Annotated in this window: 13 protein-coding genes; 10 read left to right on the top strand and 3 right to left on the bottom strand. The window is 73.8% G+C overall.

Annotation, left to right across the window (positions count from 1 at the left end; all coding sequences use genetic code 11):
* Positions 1 to 4: 4 nt before the first annotated feature.
* The 6 genes from lpdA (at position 5) to ABZ340_RS13020 (ending at position 8,732) form a co-directional block, all read left to right on the top strand.
* A complete protein-coding gene (gene lpdA, locus ABZ340_RS13045; protein ID WP_358781827.1) occupies positions 5 to 1,393 on the top strand; it encodes a dihydrolipoyl dehydrogenase in 1,389 nt (462 codons plus the stop codon).
* 62 nt (positions 1,394 to 1,455) lie between these two features.
* A complete protein-coding gene (gene sucB / locus ABZ340_RS13040) occupies positions 1,456 to 3,255 on the top strand; it encodes a 2-oxoglutarate dehydrogenase, E2 component, dihydrolipoamide succinyltransferase (RefSeq protein WP_358781826.1) in 1,800 nt (599 codons plus the stop codon).
* A 193-nt stretch (positions 3,256 to 3,448) separates the two neighbouring features.
* Positions 3,449 to 4,081 (top strand): GntR family transcriptional regulator, encoded by a 633-nt coding sequence (locus tag ABZ340_RS13035; protein WP_358781825.1) that lies wholly within the window; start codon positions 3,449 to 3,451, stop codon positions 4,079 to 4,081.
* A 283-nt stretch (positions 4,082 to 4,364) separates the two neighbouring features.
* On the top strand, positions 4,365 to 7,067 hold the full coding sequence (aceE, locus tag ABZ340_RS13030; protein WP_358781824.1) for a pyruvate dehydrogenase (acetyl-transferring), homodimeric type: 2,703 nt from the start codon (positions 4,365 to 4,367) through the stop codon (positions 7,065 to 7,067).
* A 74-nt stretch (positions 7,068 to 7,141) separates the two neighbouring features.
* A complete protein-coding gene (locus ABZ340_RS13025; protein WP_358781823.1) occupies positions 7,142 to 8,134 on the top strand; it encodes a YafY family protein in 993 nt (330 codons plus the stop codon).
* Between the two features lie 79 nt (positions 8,135 to 8,213).
* Positions 8,214 to 8,732, top strand: a complete 519-nt coding sequence (locus ABZ340_RS13020; RefSeq protein WP_358781913.1) for a DUF4240 domain-containing protein — start codon at positions 8,214 to 8,216, stop codon at positions 8,730 to 8,732.
* An 81-nt stretch (positions 8,733 to 8,813) separates the two neighbouring features.
* Here the strand turns inward: ABZ340_RS13020 and ABZ340_RS13015 are convergent, their stop codons facing one another.
* Positions 8,814 to 9,653, bottom strand: coding sequence for a peptidoglycan recognition protein (locus tag ABZ340_RS13015; RefSeq protein ID WP_358781822.1), 840 nt, complete (start codon positions 9,651 to 9,653; stop codon positions 8,814 to 8,816).
* Between the two features lie 106 nt (positions 9,654 to 9,759).
* Positions 9,760 to 10,248: a GNAT family N-acetyltransferase gene (locus tag ABZ340_RS13010; RefSeq protein WP_358781821.1), complete on the bottom strand. Its 489-nt coding sequence runs from the start codon at positions 10,246 to 10,248 to the stop codon at positions 9,760 to 9,762.
* A 71-nt stretch (positions 10,249 to 10,319) separates the two neighbouring features.
* Between ABZ340_RS13010 and ABZ340_RS13005 the strand changes: the two genes are divergently transcribed.
* Together ABZ340_RS13005 and ABZ340_RS13000 are read left to right on the top strand one after the other, a co-directional pair.
* Complete coding sequence (locus tag ABZ340_RS13005) at positions 10,320 to 11,216, top strand: TIGR01777 family oxidoreductase (RefSeq protein WP_358781820.1); 897 nt, start codon at positions 10,320 to 10,322, stop codon at positions 11,214 to 11,216.
* Between the two features lie 249 nt (positions 11,217 to 11,465).
* Complete coding sequence (locus ABZ340_RS13000) at positions 11,466 to 12,869, top strand: NAD(P)/FAD-dependent oxidoreductase (protein ID WP_358781819.1); 1,404 nt, start codon at positions 11,466 to 11,468, stop codon at positions 12,867 to 12,869.
* A 36-nt stretch (positions 12,870 to 12,905) separates the two neighbouring features.
* Here the strand turns inward: ABZ340_RS13000 and ABZ340_RS12995 are convergent, their stop codons facing one another.
* Positions 12,906 to 14,390, bottom strand: a complete 1,485-nt coding sequence (locus tag ABZ340_RS12995; protein ID WP_358781818.1) for a regulator — start codon at positions 14,388 to 14,390, stop codon at positions 12,906 to 12,908.
* On the opposite strand from ABZ340_RS12995, the gene lipB reads away from it, so the two are divergent.
* Both lipB and lipA read left to right on the top strand, forming a co-directional pair.
* Positions 14,338 to 15,441 carry a lipoyl(octanoyl) transferase LipB gene (gene lipB / locus ABZ340_RS12990; RefSeq protein ID WP_358781817.1) on the top strand — a complete coding sequence of 368 codons (1,104 nt, stop codon included), beginning with the start codon at positions 14,338 to 14,340 and terminating at the stop codon, positions 15,439 to 15,441. The two genes, ABZ340_RS12995 and lipB, sit on opposite strands and share 53 nt — an antisense overlap.
* 117 nt (positions 15,442 to 15,558) lie before the next feature.
* Positions 15,559 to 16,524, top strand: a complete 966-nt coding sequence (lipA, locus tag ABZ340_RS12985) for a lipoyl synthase (RefSeq protein WP_358781816.1) — start codon at positions 15,559 to 15,561, stop codon at positions 16,522 to 16,524.
* Positions 16,525 to 16,569 lie beyond the last annotated feature (45 nt).

The raw sequence follows: 16,569 nt of genomic DNA, 5'->3' as shown, positions 1-16,569 counted from the left end.
TGACGTGGCGAACGACGCCAGCACCGTTTTCGACCTAGTGATCCTCGGCGGTGGCAGCGGTGGTTACGCCGCGGCCCTGCGCGGGGCGCAGCTGGGCCTGGACGTCGCCCTGATCGAGAAGGGCAAGGTCGGCGGCACCTGCCTGCACAACGGTTGCATCCCCACCAAGGCCCTGCTGCACGCCGGTGAGATCGCCGACCAGGCCCGCGAGAGCGAGCAGTTCGGCGTGAAGGCCACCTTCGAGGGCATCGACATGGCGGCCGTCCACAAGTACAAGGACGACGTGATCGCGGGCCTGTACAAGGGCCTGCAGGGTCTGATCGCCTCCCGCAAGGTGACCTACATCGAGGGTGAGGGCCGTCTGTCCTCCCCGACCTCCGTCGACGTGAACGGCCGGCGCGTCCAGGGCCGCCACATCCTGCTGGCGACCGGCTCCGTGCCGAAGTCGCTGCCGGGCCTGGAGATCGACGGCGACCGCATCATCTCCTCCGACCACGCCCTCGTCCTGGACCGCGTGCCGAAGTCCGCGATCGTCCTGGGCGGCGGCGTCATCGGCGTCGAGTTCGCGTCCGCGTGGAAGTCGTTCGGCGCCGACGTCACGGTCATCGAGGGCATGAAGCACCTCGTCCCGGTCGAGGACGAGAACTCCTCCAAGCTGCTGGAGCGCGCCTTCCGCAAGCGCGGCATCAAGTTCAACCTGGGCACCTTCTTCGAGAAGGCCGAGTACACCCAGGACGGTGTCAGGGTCACCCTCGCGGACGGCAAGCAGTTCGAGGCCGAGATCCTGCTCGTCGCCGTCGGCCGCGGCCCGGTCTCCCAGGGCCTGGGCTACGAGGAGGCCGGGGTCGCCATGGACCGCGGCTACGTCCTCGTCGACGAGTACATGCGCACCAACGTGCCGACGATCTCGGCCGTCGGTGACCTGGTCCCGACCCTCCAGCTCGCGCACGTCGGCTTCGCCGAGGGCATCCTGGTGGCGGAGCGGCTGGCCGGTCTGAAGGTCGTCCCGATCGACTACGACGGCGTGCCGCGGGTGACGTACTGCCACCCGGAGGTCGCCTCCGTCGGTCTCACCGAGGCCAAGGCCAAGGAGGTCTACGGTGCGGACAAGGTCGTCTCGATCAAGTTCCCCCTGGGCGGCAACGGCAAGAGCCGCATCCTGAAGACCGCGGGCGAGATCAAGCTCGTCCAGGTCAAGGACGGTGCCGTGGTCGGCGTCCACATGGTCGGCGACCGCATGGGCGAGCAGGTCGGCGAGGCCCAGCTGATCTACAACTGGGAGGCGCTGCCGGCCGAGGTCGCCCAGCTCATCCACGCCCACCCGACGCAGAACGAGGCGCTCGGCGAGGCCCACCTGGCCCTCGCGGGCAAGCCCCTCCACATGCACGACTGAGTTCCTCAGTCTTCGGGCGCGACGACACAGACTTCCGCACTTCCAAAGGAGCAACCGAAACCATGGCGGTTTCCGTAACCCTTCCGGCGCTCGGCGAGAGCGTCACCGAGGGCACCGTCACCCGCTGGCTGAAGGCCGAGGGTGAGCGCGTCGAGGCCGACGAGCCGCTGCTCGAGGTCTCCACCGACAAGGTCGACACCGAGATCCCGGCCCCCGCCTCCGGCGTGCTGTCCTCCATCAAGGTCGCCGAGGACGAGACCGTCGAGGTCGGCGCCGAGCTGGCGCTGATCGACGACGGCACCGGCGCCCCGGCCGCCGAGCAGGCCCCCGCCGCCGAGCAGGCCGCCGCCCCGGCCCCGGAGTCGGCCCCGCAGGCCCAGCCCTCCACCGAGCAGGCCGCCCCCGCCCCGGCCCCGACCGCCGAGGCCGCCTCCGGCGGCGGTTCCGCCGAGGGCACCGACGTGGTCCTGCCCGCGCTCGGCGAGTCCGTCACCGAGGGCACCGTCACCCGCTGGCTGAAGTCGGTCGGCGACAGCGTCGAGGCCGACGAGCCGCTGCTCGAGGTCTCCACCGACAAGGTCGACACCGAGATCCCGGCCCCCGCCTCCGGCGTGCTGCTGGAGATCGTGGTCGGCGAGGACGAGACCGCCGAGGTCGGCGCCAAGCTCGCCGTCATCGGCGCCGAGGGTGCCGCCCCGGCCGCCCCCGAGGCCCCGGCCGCCCAGCCGGCCCCGGCCCAGGCCGCTCCGGCGCAGGCCGCCCCGGCCCCGGCGCAGCCCGCCCCCGCGCAGGCCGCCCCGGCTCCGCAGGCGCCCACCGCCCCGGCCCCGCAGCAGCAGGTCACCCCGGCCCCCGAGCCGGCCCCGGCCGCTCCGGCGCCCGCCCCGGCCCCGGCTCAGGCCCCGGCCGCCGCGCAGGCGACGGACGAGGGCGCGTACGTGACCCCGCTGGTGCGCAAGCTCGCCGCCGAGAACGGCGTCGACCTGTCCACCGTGCAGGGCACCGGTGTCGGCGGCCGCATCCGCAAGCAGGACGTCCTGGCCGCCGCGGAGGCCGCCAAGGCCGCCGCCGCTGCCCCGGCCCCCGCCGCCGCTGCCGCTCCGGCCGCCGCCAAGAAGGCGCCGAAGCTGGAGGCGTCCCCGCTGCGCGGCCAGACCGTGAAGATGCCGCGGATCCGCAAGGTCATCGGCGACAACATGGTCAAGGCCCTGCACGAGCAGGCCCAGCTCTCCTCGGTCGTCGAGGTCGACGTCACCCGCCTGATGAAGCTGCGCGCCCGCGCCAAGGACGCGTTCGCGGCCCGTGAGGGCGTCAAGCTCTCCCCGATGCCGTTCTTCGTCAAGGCCGCGGCCCAGGCGCTGAAGGCCCACCCGGTCATCAACGCCAAGATCAACGAGGCCGAGGGGACCATCACCTACTTCGACACCGAGAACATCGGTATCGCGGTGGACTCCGAGAAGGGCCTGATGACCCCGGTCATCAAGAACGCCGGCGACCTCAACATCGCCGGTATCGCCAAGGCCACGGCGGAGCTGGCGGGCAAGGTCCGCAGCAACAAGATCACGCCGGACGAGCTGGCCGGTGCGACCTTCACCATCTCCAACACCGGTTCACGCGGCGCGCTCTTCGACACGATCATCGTGCCGCCGGGCCAGGTCGCGATCCTCGGCATCGGCGCCACGGTCAAGCGCCCCGCCGTGATCGAGACGGAGGAGGGCACGGTCATCGGCGTCCGCGACATGACCTACCTGACCCTCTCCTACGACCACCGCCTGGTGGACGGCGCCGACGCCGCCCGCTACCTGACGGCGGTCAAGGCGATCCTGGAGGCGGGCGAGTTCGAGGTCGAGCTCGGCCTGTGATCCCGTAGCGCCCAGGTACGGCCGTACGGCGCCCCCGCCCGGAGTTTCCGGGCGGGGGCGCCGTCGTTCGTGTAAGCCTCGTCTCACCTGCGTAAAAGCCCCCGTATGCGCCCTTCCGCCGATGGCGCGCCGCCGTATTGTCTAAGCGTCAACGCCCTCAGGGGGCCGGTGGGCCCCTCCCTAAGGAGCCCTCATGACCGCCCCCGTCATCCACTCGCTGCGCGAACAGATCCGCGAGCACATCCTGGAAGGGATCATCAGCGGGCGCTGGCAGCCGGGCGAGCGGATCGTGGAGCGGCGCATCGCCACCGAGCTGGAGGTCAGCCAGACGCCGGTGAGGGAGGCGCTGCGCGAGCTGGAGTCGCTGCGGCTGATCGAGTCGGCGCCGAACAAGGGCGTACGGGTGCGGAACCTGACCGCGGCCGACCTGGAGGAGAGCTACCCGGTCCGGGCCGGTCTGGAGGCGATCGCGGCGGAGCTGGCGGCCCAGCGGCTGGCCGAGGACTGCTCGGCGCTGGAGCCGCATGTCGCCGCGCTGTACGAGGCCGACCGCGCGGGCGACGGGACGGCGCAGGTCCGGCACACCGTCGGCTTCCACCGGGAGCTGGTGCGGGCCGCCGGCAACTCGGTGCTGCTGCACACCTGGGAGGGCCTGGGCATCGAGGTGTTCACCGCGCTGTCCATCCGCTGGCTGGGCACGGTGCAGCAGTCGTACGCCGAGGAGCACGAGGAGCTGGTGGCGGCGTTCAAGCGGCGGGACCCGCGCATCGCCGAGCTGGTGAAGGCGCACGTGCTGGGCTGCGCGCCGCGCCACGAGGAGAGCTGAGCCGGCGTTCCGGGAGCCTGAGCGGCACCCCGCTCAAACGTCCCCTCACCTGCGAAAACCAGCCTGAAATGCGGCACCCGGTGTCTTGTTCGAAGGCACCGGGTGCCGACTTTCTCGTTTTCGAGAGGTTTTCGCCCTCAACCCTTTGATCGATCATCGATCAGGGAGTTACAGTCGCCGACGGGCTTCGACCAAAGCCTCACGCCCTGTCCTGCCAAAGACCAAGGGCACCCCCGAACCCTTACCGATGAGGGAACCCCCTTCGACTGAGGAAGGCGGCGACATGACCGACCCCAACGCCATCCAGCCGAGCGAGCTCGACCAGCTCCCGGACCGCGACCCTGAGGAGACCGCCGAATGGCAGGCCTCCCTGGACGCCGTTGCCAAGGCGGCCGGGCCGCACCGTGCCGCGTACCTGATGCGCCGCACGCTGGAGCGCGCCGAGGGCGCCGGCATCGCCCTGCCGAAGCTCCTCGAGACCGACTACGTCAACACCATCCCCACCGCCGCCGAGCCCACCGTGGACGGCGACGAGGAGATGGAGCAGCGGATCACCGCGTGGAACCGCTGGAACGCGGCGGCCATGGTGACCCGCGGCAGCAAGTACGGCGTCGGTGGCCACATCGCCACCTTCGCCTCCGCGGCCTGGCTGTACGAGACCGGCTTCAACCACTTCTTCAAGGGCAAGGAGGCCGACGGCTCGGGCGACCAGCTCTACATCCAGGGCCACGCCTCCCCCGGCATCTACGCCCGCGCCTTCCTCGACGGCCGGCTGAACGAGGACCACCTCGACAACTTCCGCCGCGAGACCGGCGGCAACGGCCTGCCGTCCTACCCGCACCCGCGGCGCCTGCCCTGGCTGTGGGAGTTCCCCACCGTCTCCATGGGCCTGGGCCCGCTCTCCGCGATCTACCAGGCACGCTTCAACCGCTACCTGACCGCGCGCGGCATCAAGGACACCTCCGCCTCGCACGTGTGGGCCTTCCTCGGCGACGGCGAGATGGACGAGCCGGAGTCGACGGCGGCGCTCGCGCTCGCCGCCCGCGAGGGCCTGGACAACCTGACCTTCGTCATCAACTGCAACCTGCAGCGCCTGGACGGCCCGGTCCGCGCCAACTTCAAGATCGTGCAGGAGCTGGAGGCCCAGTTCCGCGGCGCCGGCTGGAACGTGATCAAGACGCTGTGGGGCTCGGCCTGGGACGAGCTGTTCCAGCTCGACACCACCGGCGCGCTCGTACGCCGCCTGCGCGAGGTACCGGACGCGCAGATCCAGACGTACCAGACCCGCGACGCCGCCTACATCCGCGAGGACTTCTTCGGCAAGGACCCGGCGCTCGCCGAGATGGCGAAGCTGCTGAGCGACGACAAGATCCTCGAGTGCTTCCACGTCTCCCGCGGCGGTCACGAGCCGCGCAAGGTCTACGCCGCGTACAAGGCGGCGCTCGCCCACAAGGGCGCCCCGACGGTGATCCTGGCCCAGACCGTCAAGGGCCACACCCTCGGTGAGGGCTTCGCCTCCAAGAACGCCAACCACCAGATGAAGAAGCTGACGGTGGACGAGTTCAAGGCGATGCGCGACCGCCTGGACCTGCCGATCAAGGACAGCGACTTCGTCGACGGCGTGGTCCCCTACGGCCACCCCGGCGCCGACTCCCCCGAGGTCCGCTACCTCCAGGAGCGCCGCGCCGCCCTCGGCGGTCCGGCCCCGGCCCGCCGCGTCCACCCGGTCCCGGCGCTGCCCGCCCCCGCGGAGAAGGCGTTCGCCGCCTTCGACAAGGGCTCCGGCTCGCAGAACGTGGCGACGACGATGGCGTTCGTCCGTCTGATCAAGGACCTGGTCCGCGACAAGGAGACCGGCAAGCGCTGGGTGCCGATCGTCCCCGACGAGGCACGCACCTTCGGCATGGAGTCGCTCTTCCCGTCGCTGGGCATCTACTCGCCCAAGGGCCAGACGTACGAGCCGGTCGACCGCGACCAGCTGATGTACTACAAGGAGGCCAAGAACGGCCAGATCCTCAACGAGGGGATCACCGAGGCCGGTTCCATGGCCGACTTCATCGCCGCCTCCACGTCGTACGCGACGCACGGCGAGCCGATGATCCCGTTCTACATCTTCTACTCGATGTTCGGCTGGCAGCGCACGGCCGACCAGATGTGGCAGCTCGGCGACCAGCTCGGCCGCGGCTTCCTGATCGGCGCCACCGCCGGCCGCACCACGCTGACCGGTGAGGGCCTGCAGCACGCCGACGGCCACACCCCGGTGATCGCGGCGACCAACCCGGCGTCGCTGACGTACGACCCGGCGTTCGCCTACGAGGTCGCCGTCATCGTCCGCGAGGGTCTGCGCCGGATGTACGGCGAGGCCAAGGAGGGCGAGGACCAGAACGTCTTCTACTACCTGACGGTCTACAACGAGCCGCTGCCGCAGCCCGCCAAGCCGCAGGGCCTCGGCATCGACGAGGGCATCGTCAAGGGCCTGTACCGCTTCAACACGGCGGAGTCCGCGGGCCTGACCCCGCAGGCCAACGCCCCGCGCATCCAGCTGCTGGGCTCCGGCACGGCGATCCACTGGGCGCTGAAGGCGCAGAAGATGCTCACCGAGGAGTGGGGCGTGGCCGCCGACGTGTGGTCCGCGACCTCCTGGACCGAGCTGCGCCGCGACGCGATGGAGGCCGACGCGGCCCTCCTGCGCGGCGAGGAGCGGGTGCCCTACGTCCGCCAGGCGCTCCAGGGCGCCGAGGGCCCGGTGCTGGCCGTCTCCGACTACATGCGCCAGGTCCCGGACCAGATCGCGCAGTGGGTGGAGCAGGACTGGTCCTCGCTGGGCGCCGACGGCTTCGGCCTGTCGGACACCCGTGAGGCCGCCCGCCGCCACTTCGGCGTCGACGCCGAGTCGATCGTGGTCGCGGCCCTGGCCCAGCTCGCCAAGCGCGGCGAGGTCAAGGCGACGGCCGTGAAGGAGGCGCGCGAGCGCTACGGCCTGTAGGCCACCGCGGCCTGTGGGCCATGGTCACCAGGAGGCCCCCCGCCGCGGCGGGGGGCCTCCTGCATGATGGGGCCATGCGCGCTGCCCGGCTGATCAAGATGGTGCTGCTGCTCCAGTCCCGGCCCTCCATGACCGCCGCCGAGCTGGCCCGGGAGCTGGAGGTGTCGGAGCGGACCGTGACGCGGGACGCGCAGGCGCTGTCGGAGGCGGGCGTGCCGGTGTACGCGGAGCGGGGGCGGGCCGGCGGGTACCGGCTGGTCGGCGGCTACCGCACCCGGCTGACCGGCCTGCACCGCAGCGAGGCGGAGGCCCTCTTCCTCTCCGGCGTGCCGGGGGCGCTGCGCGAGATGGGGCTCCAGGACGCGGCGTCGGCGGCCCGGCTGAAGGTGTCGGCGGCGCTGCTGCCGTCCCTGCGGGACGCCTCCCGCACGGCGGCGCAGCGCTTCCACCTGGACGCCCCGGACTGGTTCAAGGAGCCCGAGCCGCCCGAACTGCTCCCGGCGGTCGCGGACGCGGTCTGGGACGACCGGTGCGTCACCGCCCGCTACCGGCGCGGGCGCGGCGGGGAGGAGGCCGTCCGGGAGCTGGAGCCGTACGGGCTCGTGCTCAAGGCGGGGGTCTGGTACCTGTGCGCGCGGGTCCGCGAGGGCGAGGGTTCCTTCCGGGTGTACCGGATCGACCGGTTCACGGCGGTGGACGCCGGTGCGGAGCGGTTCACGCGGGACGAGGATTTCGACCTGCCCGCCTTCTGGGCCGAGCGGGCCGCTCAGTTCGCGCGGTCGATCCTGCGGGCCGAGGTCGTCCTGCGGCTGTCGCCGCGGGGCGTGCGGGTGCTGCCGTACGCGGTGGATCCGCGGTCGGCGCGGGAGGCGCTCGACGCCGCCGGGGCGGCCGGCGCGGACGGGTGGGTGACGGTGACGCTGCCGGTGGAGTCCGAGGAGATCGCCCACACCCAGCTGCGGATGCTCGGGCCGGAGGCCGAGGTGCTGGCGCCGGAGAGTCTGCGGGAACGCTTCGCGCTCGACGCGCGCCGGCTCGCCGGGCTGTACGGGGATCCGGCGCCGTGAGGCGTGAGACGGACCGCACACCGGCGATCGTCCCACTCCGCGTGCGCCCCGTGCGCCCAGGGCCGATGCTGGAGCCGTGATGGACGAGACGGAGTTCTGGGAGCTGATCGACGCCACCCGCGAGGCCGCCGAGGGGGACCCCGAGGAGCAGGCCGACCTGCTCGTGGAGCGGCTGTGCCGGCTGGACCCGGAGCGGGTCCTGGACTTCGCCCGCCATTTCGAGGCCCGCTACCACCGCGCCTGCACCTGGGACCTGTGGGCCGCCGCGTGGGTGCTGCTCGACGGGGCGAGCGACGACGTGTTCGAATCCTTCCGGTGCTGGCTGATCGGCCAGGGCCGCGAGGTGTACGAGGGGGCCGTGCACGACCCCGACGCGCTCGCGGAGCTGCTGGACGACTTCGACGAGGAGATCGACGGCGACGGCGAGGAGCTCGGCTACGCGGCCGACGAGGCATACGAGCAGCTCACCGGCTCCGTCGCGCCGGACCTGGGCCTGGCGTCCGCTCCGGCGGACCCGCGGGGGACGCCGCTCGACCTGGAGGACGACCAGGCGCTCGCCGAGCGGTTGCCGCGGCTGTGGGAGCGGTTCGCGGCCTGAACCCGGGCCGGGGCGGGTGCTCAGGGGACCTGGGCCGGCCGGGGCGGGTGCTCAGGGGCCTGGGCCTGCCGGGGCGGGTGCTCAGGGGACCTGGGCCGGCCGGGGGGCCGCCGTGCGGCCCTGGAGCCGGGCCGCCCGTTCCCTGATCTCGGGAATGCGGGCGCGCAGGGCGGCGCCCGGGCAGTCGGTCTGGTAGCCCTCGTCGTGGCCGGCGACGGCGGGCAGCGCGACGGTGGTGCCGGCGGCGTACCGGCTGCGGCCGTTGCTGGAGACCAGCCGGACCGCCGTGCGCGGATCGGTGCCGGACAGGCTCAGCTTCCAGGCGGCCAGCGCGGCGATCGCGTCGGTCAGCGCGCGGGGCACGGGGACGCCCGCGGTGAAGGTGCCGAGGGCGGCGACGCCGGTGGTGCGGTGGTTGAAGCCCTGGGTGTGGGCGCCGGTGACGGGGCGGTCGATGCCGCCGGCGCGGCCCTCGTAGATGGTGCCGCAGCGGTCGACGACGAAGTTGTAGCCGAGGTCGTCCCAGTCCCGGGCGCCGGTCTGGCCCGCGTACAGGTTGCGCAGGATGCGGGGGGTGTCGGCGCAGTCGTAGCCGTTGGGGGTGTCGGTGTGGTGGAGGAAGACGGCGACGACCCGGTCGTCGTAGCGCGGGGGCGGCTGGCGGCGGGCGGCGTCGCCCAGCCAGTCGGACCGGGGCACGACGGGCGGCCGGGGCGCGGTGTGCCGGGCGGCGGCGGGCCGGGCGGGCCCGGCGGCCGGGCGCTCGTCACCGATCGTGCACAGTGCCAGCGCGGCCGCGGCGGCGGCACCGGGCAGACAGCACAGCAGCAGCAGCCGGACCGCGTCCGGTACGCGCACCGCACGGCGCGTCCGGCCGGTGCGGGGGTCCCGGGAGTGCCGGGGCCTGCGAACGACACGCATGGTCCCACTGTCCGTCCGATCCGGTCCGCCCGCGACGTGTGGTGTGCCGGCCGGTGGAACCGCCGGACCGCCGCCACGGTCCGCGGCCTCCCCGGACGGGGACGGCTCAGACCAGCGACCGCCCCATCAGCACGTCGTCGACGTACCGCCCGTCCAGGTGGAACTCCTGCGGCTGCACGCCCTCGACGACGAAGCCCTCGGACTCGTACAGCGCGCGGGCGGCCGTGTTGGGGCCGAGGACGCGCAGGGTGATGCGGCGGGCCCCCAGGCGGCGGGCCTCCTCGACGGCGGCGCGGACCAGCGCGCGGCCGACGCCCCGGCCGCGGGCGGCGCCGTCGACGGCGAGGCCGCGGATCTGCCGTACGTGCGCGTTGGAGGCGAGCGGGGTGGGGAAGCCGAGGCGGACGTAGCCCACGAGGCGGCCGTCGAGCTCGGCGACCAGGTGGTCGCCGGGGCCGCTGGTCTCCCGGAAGAACGGCTCGTCCGGCTCCGGGCGCGGGGTGACGGCGTGCAGGTACGACCAGGTCTCCCGGTCGAGCCGGCGCAGCGCCTCCTCGTCGTCGGGCCGGGCGGGACGTATGTGCGCGGTGGACATGGCGATCACTGTACGCCGCGGGCGCGAGGGTTCACGGGGCGGTTTCGGGCGGTCACCGGCAGGATGGGCGCATGGAACGTTCGCGTGTCGCGGTGGCCGGCGCGTCCGGTCTCATCGGCAGTGCCCTGGTGCGGTCCCTGGCCGCGGACGGGCACGAGGTGGTGCGCCTGGTGCGCCGTGCGCCCCGGGCGCCGGGCGAGGTGCGGTGGGACCCCGAGCGCGGGCAGGTGGACGCGGCCGGGCTCGCCGGGTGCGACGCCGTGGTGAACCTCGCGGGGGCCGGGATCGGCGGACGCCGCTGGACGGCGGCGTACAAGGACCGGGTCCGCCGCAGCCGGGTCCTCGGCACGGCGGCGCTGGCCGGGGCGCTGGCCCGGCTGGAGCCGCGGCCGCGGGTCTTCGTCGGCGGCAGCGCGATCGGCTACTACGGGGAGACCGGCGAGCGCGCCGTCGACGAGGGCGCGCCCCCGGGAGAGGGTTTCCTGCCCGCGCTGTGCGTGGAGTGGGAGGCCGCCGCGGCTCCCGCCCGGGAGGCGGGCGTGCGGACGGTGTTCGCCCGGACCGGGCTGGTCGTCGCCCGTGGGGGCGGCGCCTGGGGACGGCTGTTCCCGCTGTTTGGGGCGGGGCTCGGCGGGCGGCTGGGCGACGGGCGGCAGTACTGGTCGTTCATCGCGCTGCACGACGAGGTGGCGGCGATCCGTCACCTGATCGACCGGGACGACCTGTCCGGCCCGTTCAACCTGACCGCCCCGCACCCGCTGACGAACCGTGAGATCACCGCGGCCATGGGGCGCGTCCTGCACCGGCCGGCGCTCTTCGCGGTGCCCGCGCCGGTGCTGCGGGCCGTGCTCGGCGAGCTGGCCGGCGAGGTGCTGGGCAGCGCGCGGGTGGTGCCGGCGCGGCTGCTGGAGTCGGGGTTCCGGTTCGCGTTCCCGGACATCGAGGGGGCGATCCGGGCGGCGCTGTGACCGGGTGGCCGCGCCGCGCCGCGTCCTGCCGTGTCCCGGCATGCCCTGGCGCGTCCTGCCGTTTCCTGCCGCGTTCCGGCGCGTTCCGGTCACACGCAAGCCTTATGCGACCGCCGTGCGACCGTGCTCTGCCTCTGCGCGACTGTTCCTGACCGATTGCGGCCCTACTCTCGTCCAGAACTCGGGTATCCCGGAGGCCGGTCGGGGGCATGACGTCTCCAGCGGCCGCGCAACCTCGAGGAGGGGCACGTGCTTGAACCCACGTACCAGGCGGACGTCGTCGTCGTGGGGGCCGGGGTCGCCGGGCTCGCCGCGGCGCACCGGCTGACCGGCGCGGGAGTGCCGACCGTCGTCCTGGAGGCCGCCCACGGGGTGGGCGGCCGGATGGCGACCGAGAAGGTCGACGGCTTCCGGCTCGACAGAATCGGACATCTGCTGTCCACGGCCTACCCCGAGCTGCGGCTCGCTCCCGGGCTGGACGGCCTCGTACTGCGGCCCTTCGCACCGGGGGTGCTGCTGCACAGCGACGGGCGCCGCCACCGCGCGGGCGCCGTGGCGGGCGCGGGAGGCCCTCGGGGCGCGCTTCACGTCGTGCGCGCCTTGGCGAGCGCTCCCAGGTCGGCGCCGGCCTCCAGGAGGCTCGCGCCCGTGCCGCGTCCGCCCGGCGGGACGGCGCCGGTGCCCCGCAGCCGCGCGGGCGCCCCGCTGGGCTCCGCCGTCGACCAGGCCCGGCTCGGTGCCGCCCTCACCCGGCTCGCGGGCACGCCCGTCGACCGGCTGCTGGCCCGTCCGGAGCTGCCCGCCGCGCAGGCGCTCGCGGCCCGCGGCCTGCCCGCCCGCACGATCGACGGCTTCCTGCGCCCGCTGCTCGCCGCGCTGCTGTGCGACCCGGAGCTGACCACCTCCAGCCGGTGCGCGGACCTCGCGCTGCGCGCCTTCGCGGGCGGGCGGCTGTGCCTGCCGGAGGGCGGCGCGGAGGCCCTGCCCGAGCTGCTGGCGCGCACCCTGCCCCCGGGCACCGTGCACACCGGCGTCCGGGTCACCTCGGTGGCCACCAACGCGGTGACGACCGCCGAGCACGGCGAGATCCGCTGCCGGGCCGTCCTGCTGGCGACCGACGCGCGGGCCGCCGCCGAGCTGCTGCCCGGTCTGCGCGTGCCGGACTTCCACCCGGTGACGGTGGTGCACCACACCATGGACGAGCCGCCGGAGACCGGCGCCGCGCTCCTGCTCGACGCCGACCGCGGCGGCCCGGTCGCGCACACGGCGGTGGTCAGCCACGTCGACCCGGTCCGGGCCCCGGCCGGGCGGGTGCTGGTGTCCTCCACCGTCCTGGGCCCGCCGCCGCCCGGCGTCGACACCGCCGTACGGATGCACCTGTCGCGTCTGTACGGCACCTCGACGGCGCGCTGGGAGACGCTCGCCGTGCACCACACCGCCGAGGCGGTGCCCGCGATGCGCCCGCCGCACGACCCGCGCCGGCCCGTGCGGCTGCTGGCGGGGCTGTACGTGTGCGGCGACCACCGCGACACCGGCACGGTGCAGGGCGCGCTGCACTCGGGGCGCCGGGCGGCGGCGGCGGTCCTGGCGGACCTGGGGGCGGGCGGCTCGATGCACACGGCCGACCCGCTGCCGACGGCCCGGGCGGCGTGACCGGGCCGCCCGGGACCGGTCACGCCCGGCCCCGGTTCAGCCCAGCGCCGCCACCTTGTCCCGGTACCCCCGCACCGGCGCCGCGTCCCGGTACGGCTCCAGCCGGCGCTCGAAGTCCCGGACGTATTCCGCCGCCCGCGCCGACCGCATCTCCGCCGCCTGCCCGGCCGCCTCGGCGCCCACCCGGCAGGCCTCGTCGAGTTCGCCGAGGCCGAGGCGGGCGGTGGCGAGGACGACGCGGCAGAACAGGCGGCTGCGGGCGTAGGCGGGGGCCCGCAGTTGCAGGGAGCGCTCCGCGTACTGGGCGGCGGCGCGGAACTGCTGGAGGTCGCGGTGGCAGTGCGCGAACTCGTCGGCGAGCTGCGCCTCGTCGAAGAAGCGCGCCCAGTGCGGCACCTCGTCCCCGGGCCGGGCCGCCTCCAGGGCGCGCTCGGCCCGCACCAGCGCGGCGGTGCAGGCCCGCACCTCGCCGAGCACCGCGTGCCCGCGCGCCTCGCAGGCGTGCAGCAGGCACTGCACCACGGGCGGGACACCGGTGCCAGCCCCCTGCTGGGCGACGCGGGCGAGCTGCACGGCCTCCCGTCCGTGCCCGAGGTAGACGGCCTGCCGGCTCATGGTGGCCAGGACGTAGGAGCCGTACGCCCGGTCGCCGGCGGCCTGCGCGAGCCGCAGCGCCTGCACGAAGTAGCGCTGGGCGAGGCCGTGGGCGGCGATGTCGTACGACGTCCAGCCCGCGAGCCGGGTCAGGTCGGCGGCGGCGGCGAACAGGCGGCGGCCGGTCTGCTCGCCGTAGGTGCCGCGCAGCATGGGCTCCAGTTCGTGCTCCAGGTAGCGCACGAGGGCCTGGCGGGCGTGGCCGCCGCCGTACATGTCGTCCAGGGCGCGGAAGAGCTCGCCGACGGAGCGCAGCGCGGCGAGGTCGCCGGCGGTGACCCGCTGGCCGGGGGCGCGCTCGGCCGGGGTGCGCCGGCGGGCGGCGGGGCCCCCGGACCCGGCCGGGGCGGGCCCCGGGGCCTTGGCGGACGCGGGCCCGCGGCCCTGGGCCGGGATGCGGACGGGCGTCTCGCCACGGCCGACCTTCTCGTCGGCGCGGCCGATCAGCCAGTCCCGGCTGGGCACGACCAGCCCCGCCGGGGTGAACGCGATCTTGCGCAGTTCGGCGTGGCTGCCGGAGTCCTTGCGCCACAGGCCGCTGACGATGTCGACGGCCTCCTCCGGGGAGGCGGCGAACTCCAGGCCCGCGTAGACGGGGGCGCAGGCGTCCAGCCCCAGGTCCTGGGCGGTGAGGCGGCGGCCGAGGCGCCGGGTGAAGACCTCGGCGATCAGGGCGGGGGTGGTGCCGCGGGGCTGCTGGCCGCGCAGCCACCGGGTGACGGACGTCTTGTCGTATCTCAGGTCCAGTCCGTGTTCGAGGCCGAGCTGGTCGACGCGACGGGCGAGACCTGCGTTGGAGAACCCCGCTTCTGCGATGAGCGCGGCGAGCTGGCGGTTGGGAGTGCGCTGCGCGGGTCGTTCCGTCATCTGCGGTGCGGTCTCCTGCCTTCCAAGGCGAACATGTGCCCGGATTGCCTGTGAGCAGCCCTTATGGCCTGGTAACGGCGCGAATGTAGCGGAGAGTAAGCACGCCATCACACACTTCGCCGGTCATTCATCCGATCGTGTGAGGATGGGACCGGTGCCTGACGCCCCCGCCCCGCGGCGGGCGCCGGACGGGCGGACGTACAGTGGCGTGGGCACGTTTCGTGCCTTACGTCTTTCCAGGGAGGCGCTTGCCGTGAGCGAGTTGCGGTTCGTCCGTATGGGGTTCGGGTCCGAGGCCGTCGAGTACCAGGAAGCGTGGGACGAGCAGCGCCGGGTGCACGCGGCGCGCTTCGCCGACGAGGTCCCCGACACCGTGCTGCTCCTCGAACATCCGCCGGTCTACACGGCGGGCCGGCGCACGGCGGACAGCGAACGCCCCCTCGACGGCACGCCCGTCATCGACGTGGACCGCGGCGGCAAGATCACCTGGCACGGCCCGGGCCAGCTCGTGGGCTACCCCATCCAGAAGCTCCCGCGCCCGGTGGACGTCGTGGCGCACGTACGGCGGCTGGAGGAGGCCCTGATCCGCACCTGCGCGGAGTTCGGCCTGGAGACCACGCGGGTCGAGGGCCGCAGCGGCGTCTGGATCCTCGGCGACCCGGTCGAGCGGCGCCCGTCCCTCGGCGGCCTCTCCCTGGACTTCGACCCGCGCCTGCACGACGAGGAGTTCGACCCCCGGCTCAACGGCCCGGAGTACGCCCCCTCCAACGCGGGCCAGCGGCGCGAGGACCGCAAGATCGCGGCCATCGGCATCCGGGTGGCCAAGGGCGTCACGATGCACGGCTTCTCGCTGAACGTGAACCCGGACAACGCCTGGTTCGACCGGATCATCCCGTGCGGGATCCGCGACGCGGGCGTCACCTCCCTCGCCAACGAGCTGGGCCGGGACGTCACGATCGACGAGGTGCTGCCGGTGGTGGAGCGGCACCTGCGGGACGTGCTGGAGAACGCCGAGCTCAAGCCGCGCGTGATCGAGAAGGCCCCCGCCTGACCGGCTCACCCGGGCGGGGGAATGCACCCCGCGGGCCCGAGGTTGGCCTCACCGCAGGGCCGATCAAACACGGGCGTACCCTGGTGTACGCCGAAGAATCGAAGTTAGGGAGCCGACGTGTCCGCAGTCGCACCCGACGGACGCAAGATGCTGCGCCTGGAGGTCCGCAACAGCCAGACCCCCATCGAGCGCAAGCCCGAGTGGATCAAGACCCGGGCGAAAATGGGTCCCGAGTACACGAAGATGCAGAACCTCGTGAAGAGCGAGGGCCTGCACACGGTCTGCCAGGAAGCCGGCTGCCCCAACATCTACGAGTGCTGGGAGGACCGCGAGGCCACCTTCCTCATCGGCGGCGACCAGTGCACCCGGCGCTGCGACTTCTGCCAGATCGACACCGGCAAGCCCGAGGCGCTCGACCGCGACGAGCCCCGCCGCGTCGGCGAGTCCGTGGTCACCATGGACCTGAACTACGCCACCATCACCGGCGTCGCCCGCGACGACCTGGAGGACGGCGGCGCCTGGCTGTACGCCGAGACCGTGCGCCAGATCCACGCGCAGACCGCGGACCGCGAGGGCGGGCGCACCAAGGTCGAGCTGCTGGCCCCCGACTTCAACGCGGTCCCGGAGCAGCTCGCGGAGGTCTTCGCCTCCCGCCCCGAGGTCTTCGCGCACAACGTCGAGACGGTGCCGCGGATCTTCAAGCGGATCCGCCCCGGCTTCCGCTACGAGCGCTCCCTGAAGGTCATCACCGAGGCCCGCGACTACGGCCTGGTCACCAAGTCCAACCTGATCCTCGGCATGGGCGAGACCCGCGAGGAGGTCAGCGAGGCGCTGAAGCAGCTGCACGACGCGGGCTGCGAGCTGGTCACCATCACGCAGTACCTGCGCCCGTCCGTGCGCCACCACCCGGTGGAGCGCTGGGTCAAGCCGCAGGAGTTCGTGGAGCTGAAGGAGGAGGCCGAGCAGATCGGCTTCTCCGGCGTGATGTCCGGCCCGCTGGTGCGCTCCTCGTACCGCGCCGGGCGCCTGTACCAGATGGCGGTCGAGAAGCGGGGCGCGTTCGTCGCCGCGCAGGCCGTCTGAGCCGGACGCCGCCCGCAGGCGTGTGAATCCAAGCACAAGAACCTA

It is taken from the genome of Streptomyces sp. NPDC006134 (genome assembly GCF_040628835.1).
Classification (GTDB): domain Bacteria; phylum Actinomycetota; class Actinomycetes; order Streptomycetales; family Streptomycetaceae; genus Streptomyces.
The sequence above is the reverse complement of the archived record's forward strand: the minus strand, read 5'-3'. Positions and strand labels throughout refer to the sequence as shown.

Bases quoted from the DNA above. Each gene is read 5' to 3' on its own strand.
- sucB (WP_358781826.1), top strand. From the start codon at position 1,456: ATGGCGGTTTCCGTAACCCTTCCGGCGCTCGGCGAGAGCGTCACCGAG.
- ABZ340_RS13035 (WP_358781825.1), top strand. From the start codon at position 3,449: ATGACCGCCCCCGTCATCCACTCGCTGCGCGAACAGATCCGCGAGCAC.
- aceE (WP_358781824.1), top strand. From the start codon at position 4,365: ATGACCGACCCCAACGCCATCCAGCCGAGCGAGCTCGACCAGCTCCCG.
- ABZ340_RS13025 (WP_358781823.1), top strand. From the start codon at position 7,142: ATGCGCGCTGCCCGGCTGATCAAGATGGTGCTGCTGCTCCAGTCCCGG.
- ABZ340_RS13020 (WP_358781913.1), top strand. From the start codon at position 8,214: ATGGACGAGACGGAGTTCTGGGAGCTGATCGACGCCACCCGCGAGGCC.
- ABZ340_RS13015 (WP_358781822.1), bottom strand. From the start codon at position 9,653: ATGCGTGTCGTTCGCAGGCCCCGGCACTCCCGGGACCCCCGCACCGGC.
- ABZ340_RS13010 (WP_358781821.1), bottom strand. From the start codon at position 10,248: ATGTCCACCGCGCACATACGTCCCGCCCGGCCCGACGACGAGGAGGCG.
- ABZ340_RS13005 (WP_358781820.1), top strand. From the start codon at position 10,320: ATGGAACGTTCGCGTGTCGCGGTGGCCGGCGCGTCCGGTCTCATCGGC.
- lipB (WP_358781817.1), top strand. From the start codon at position 14,338: ATGAGCGCGGCGAGCTGGCGGTTGGGAGTGCGCTGCGCGGGTCGTTCC.
- ABZ340_RS12995 (WP_358781818.1), bottom strand. From the start codon at position 14,390: ATGACGGAACGACCCGCGCAGCGCACTCCCAACCGCCAGCTCGCCGCG.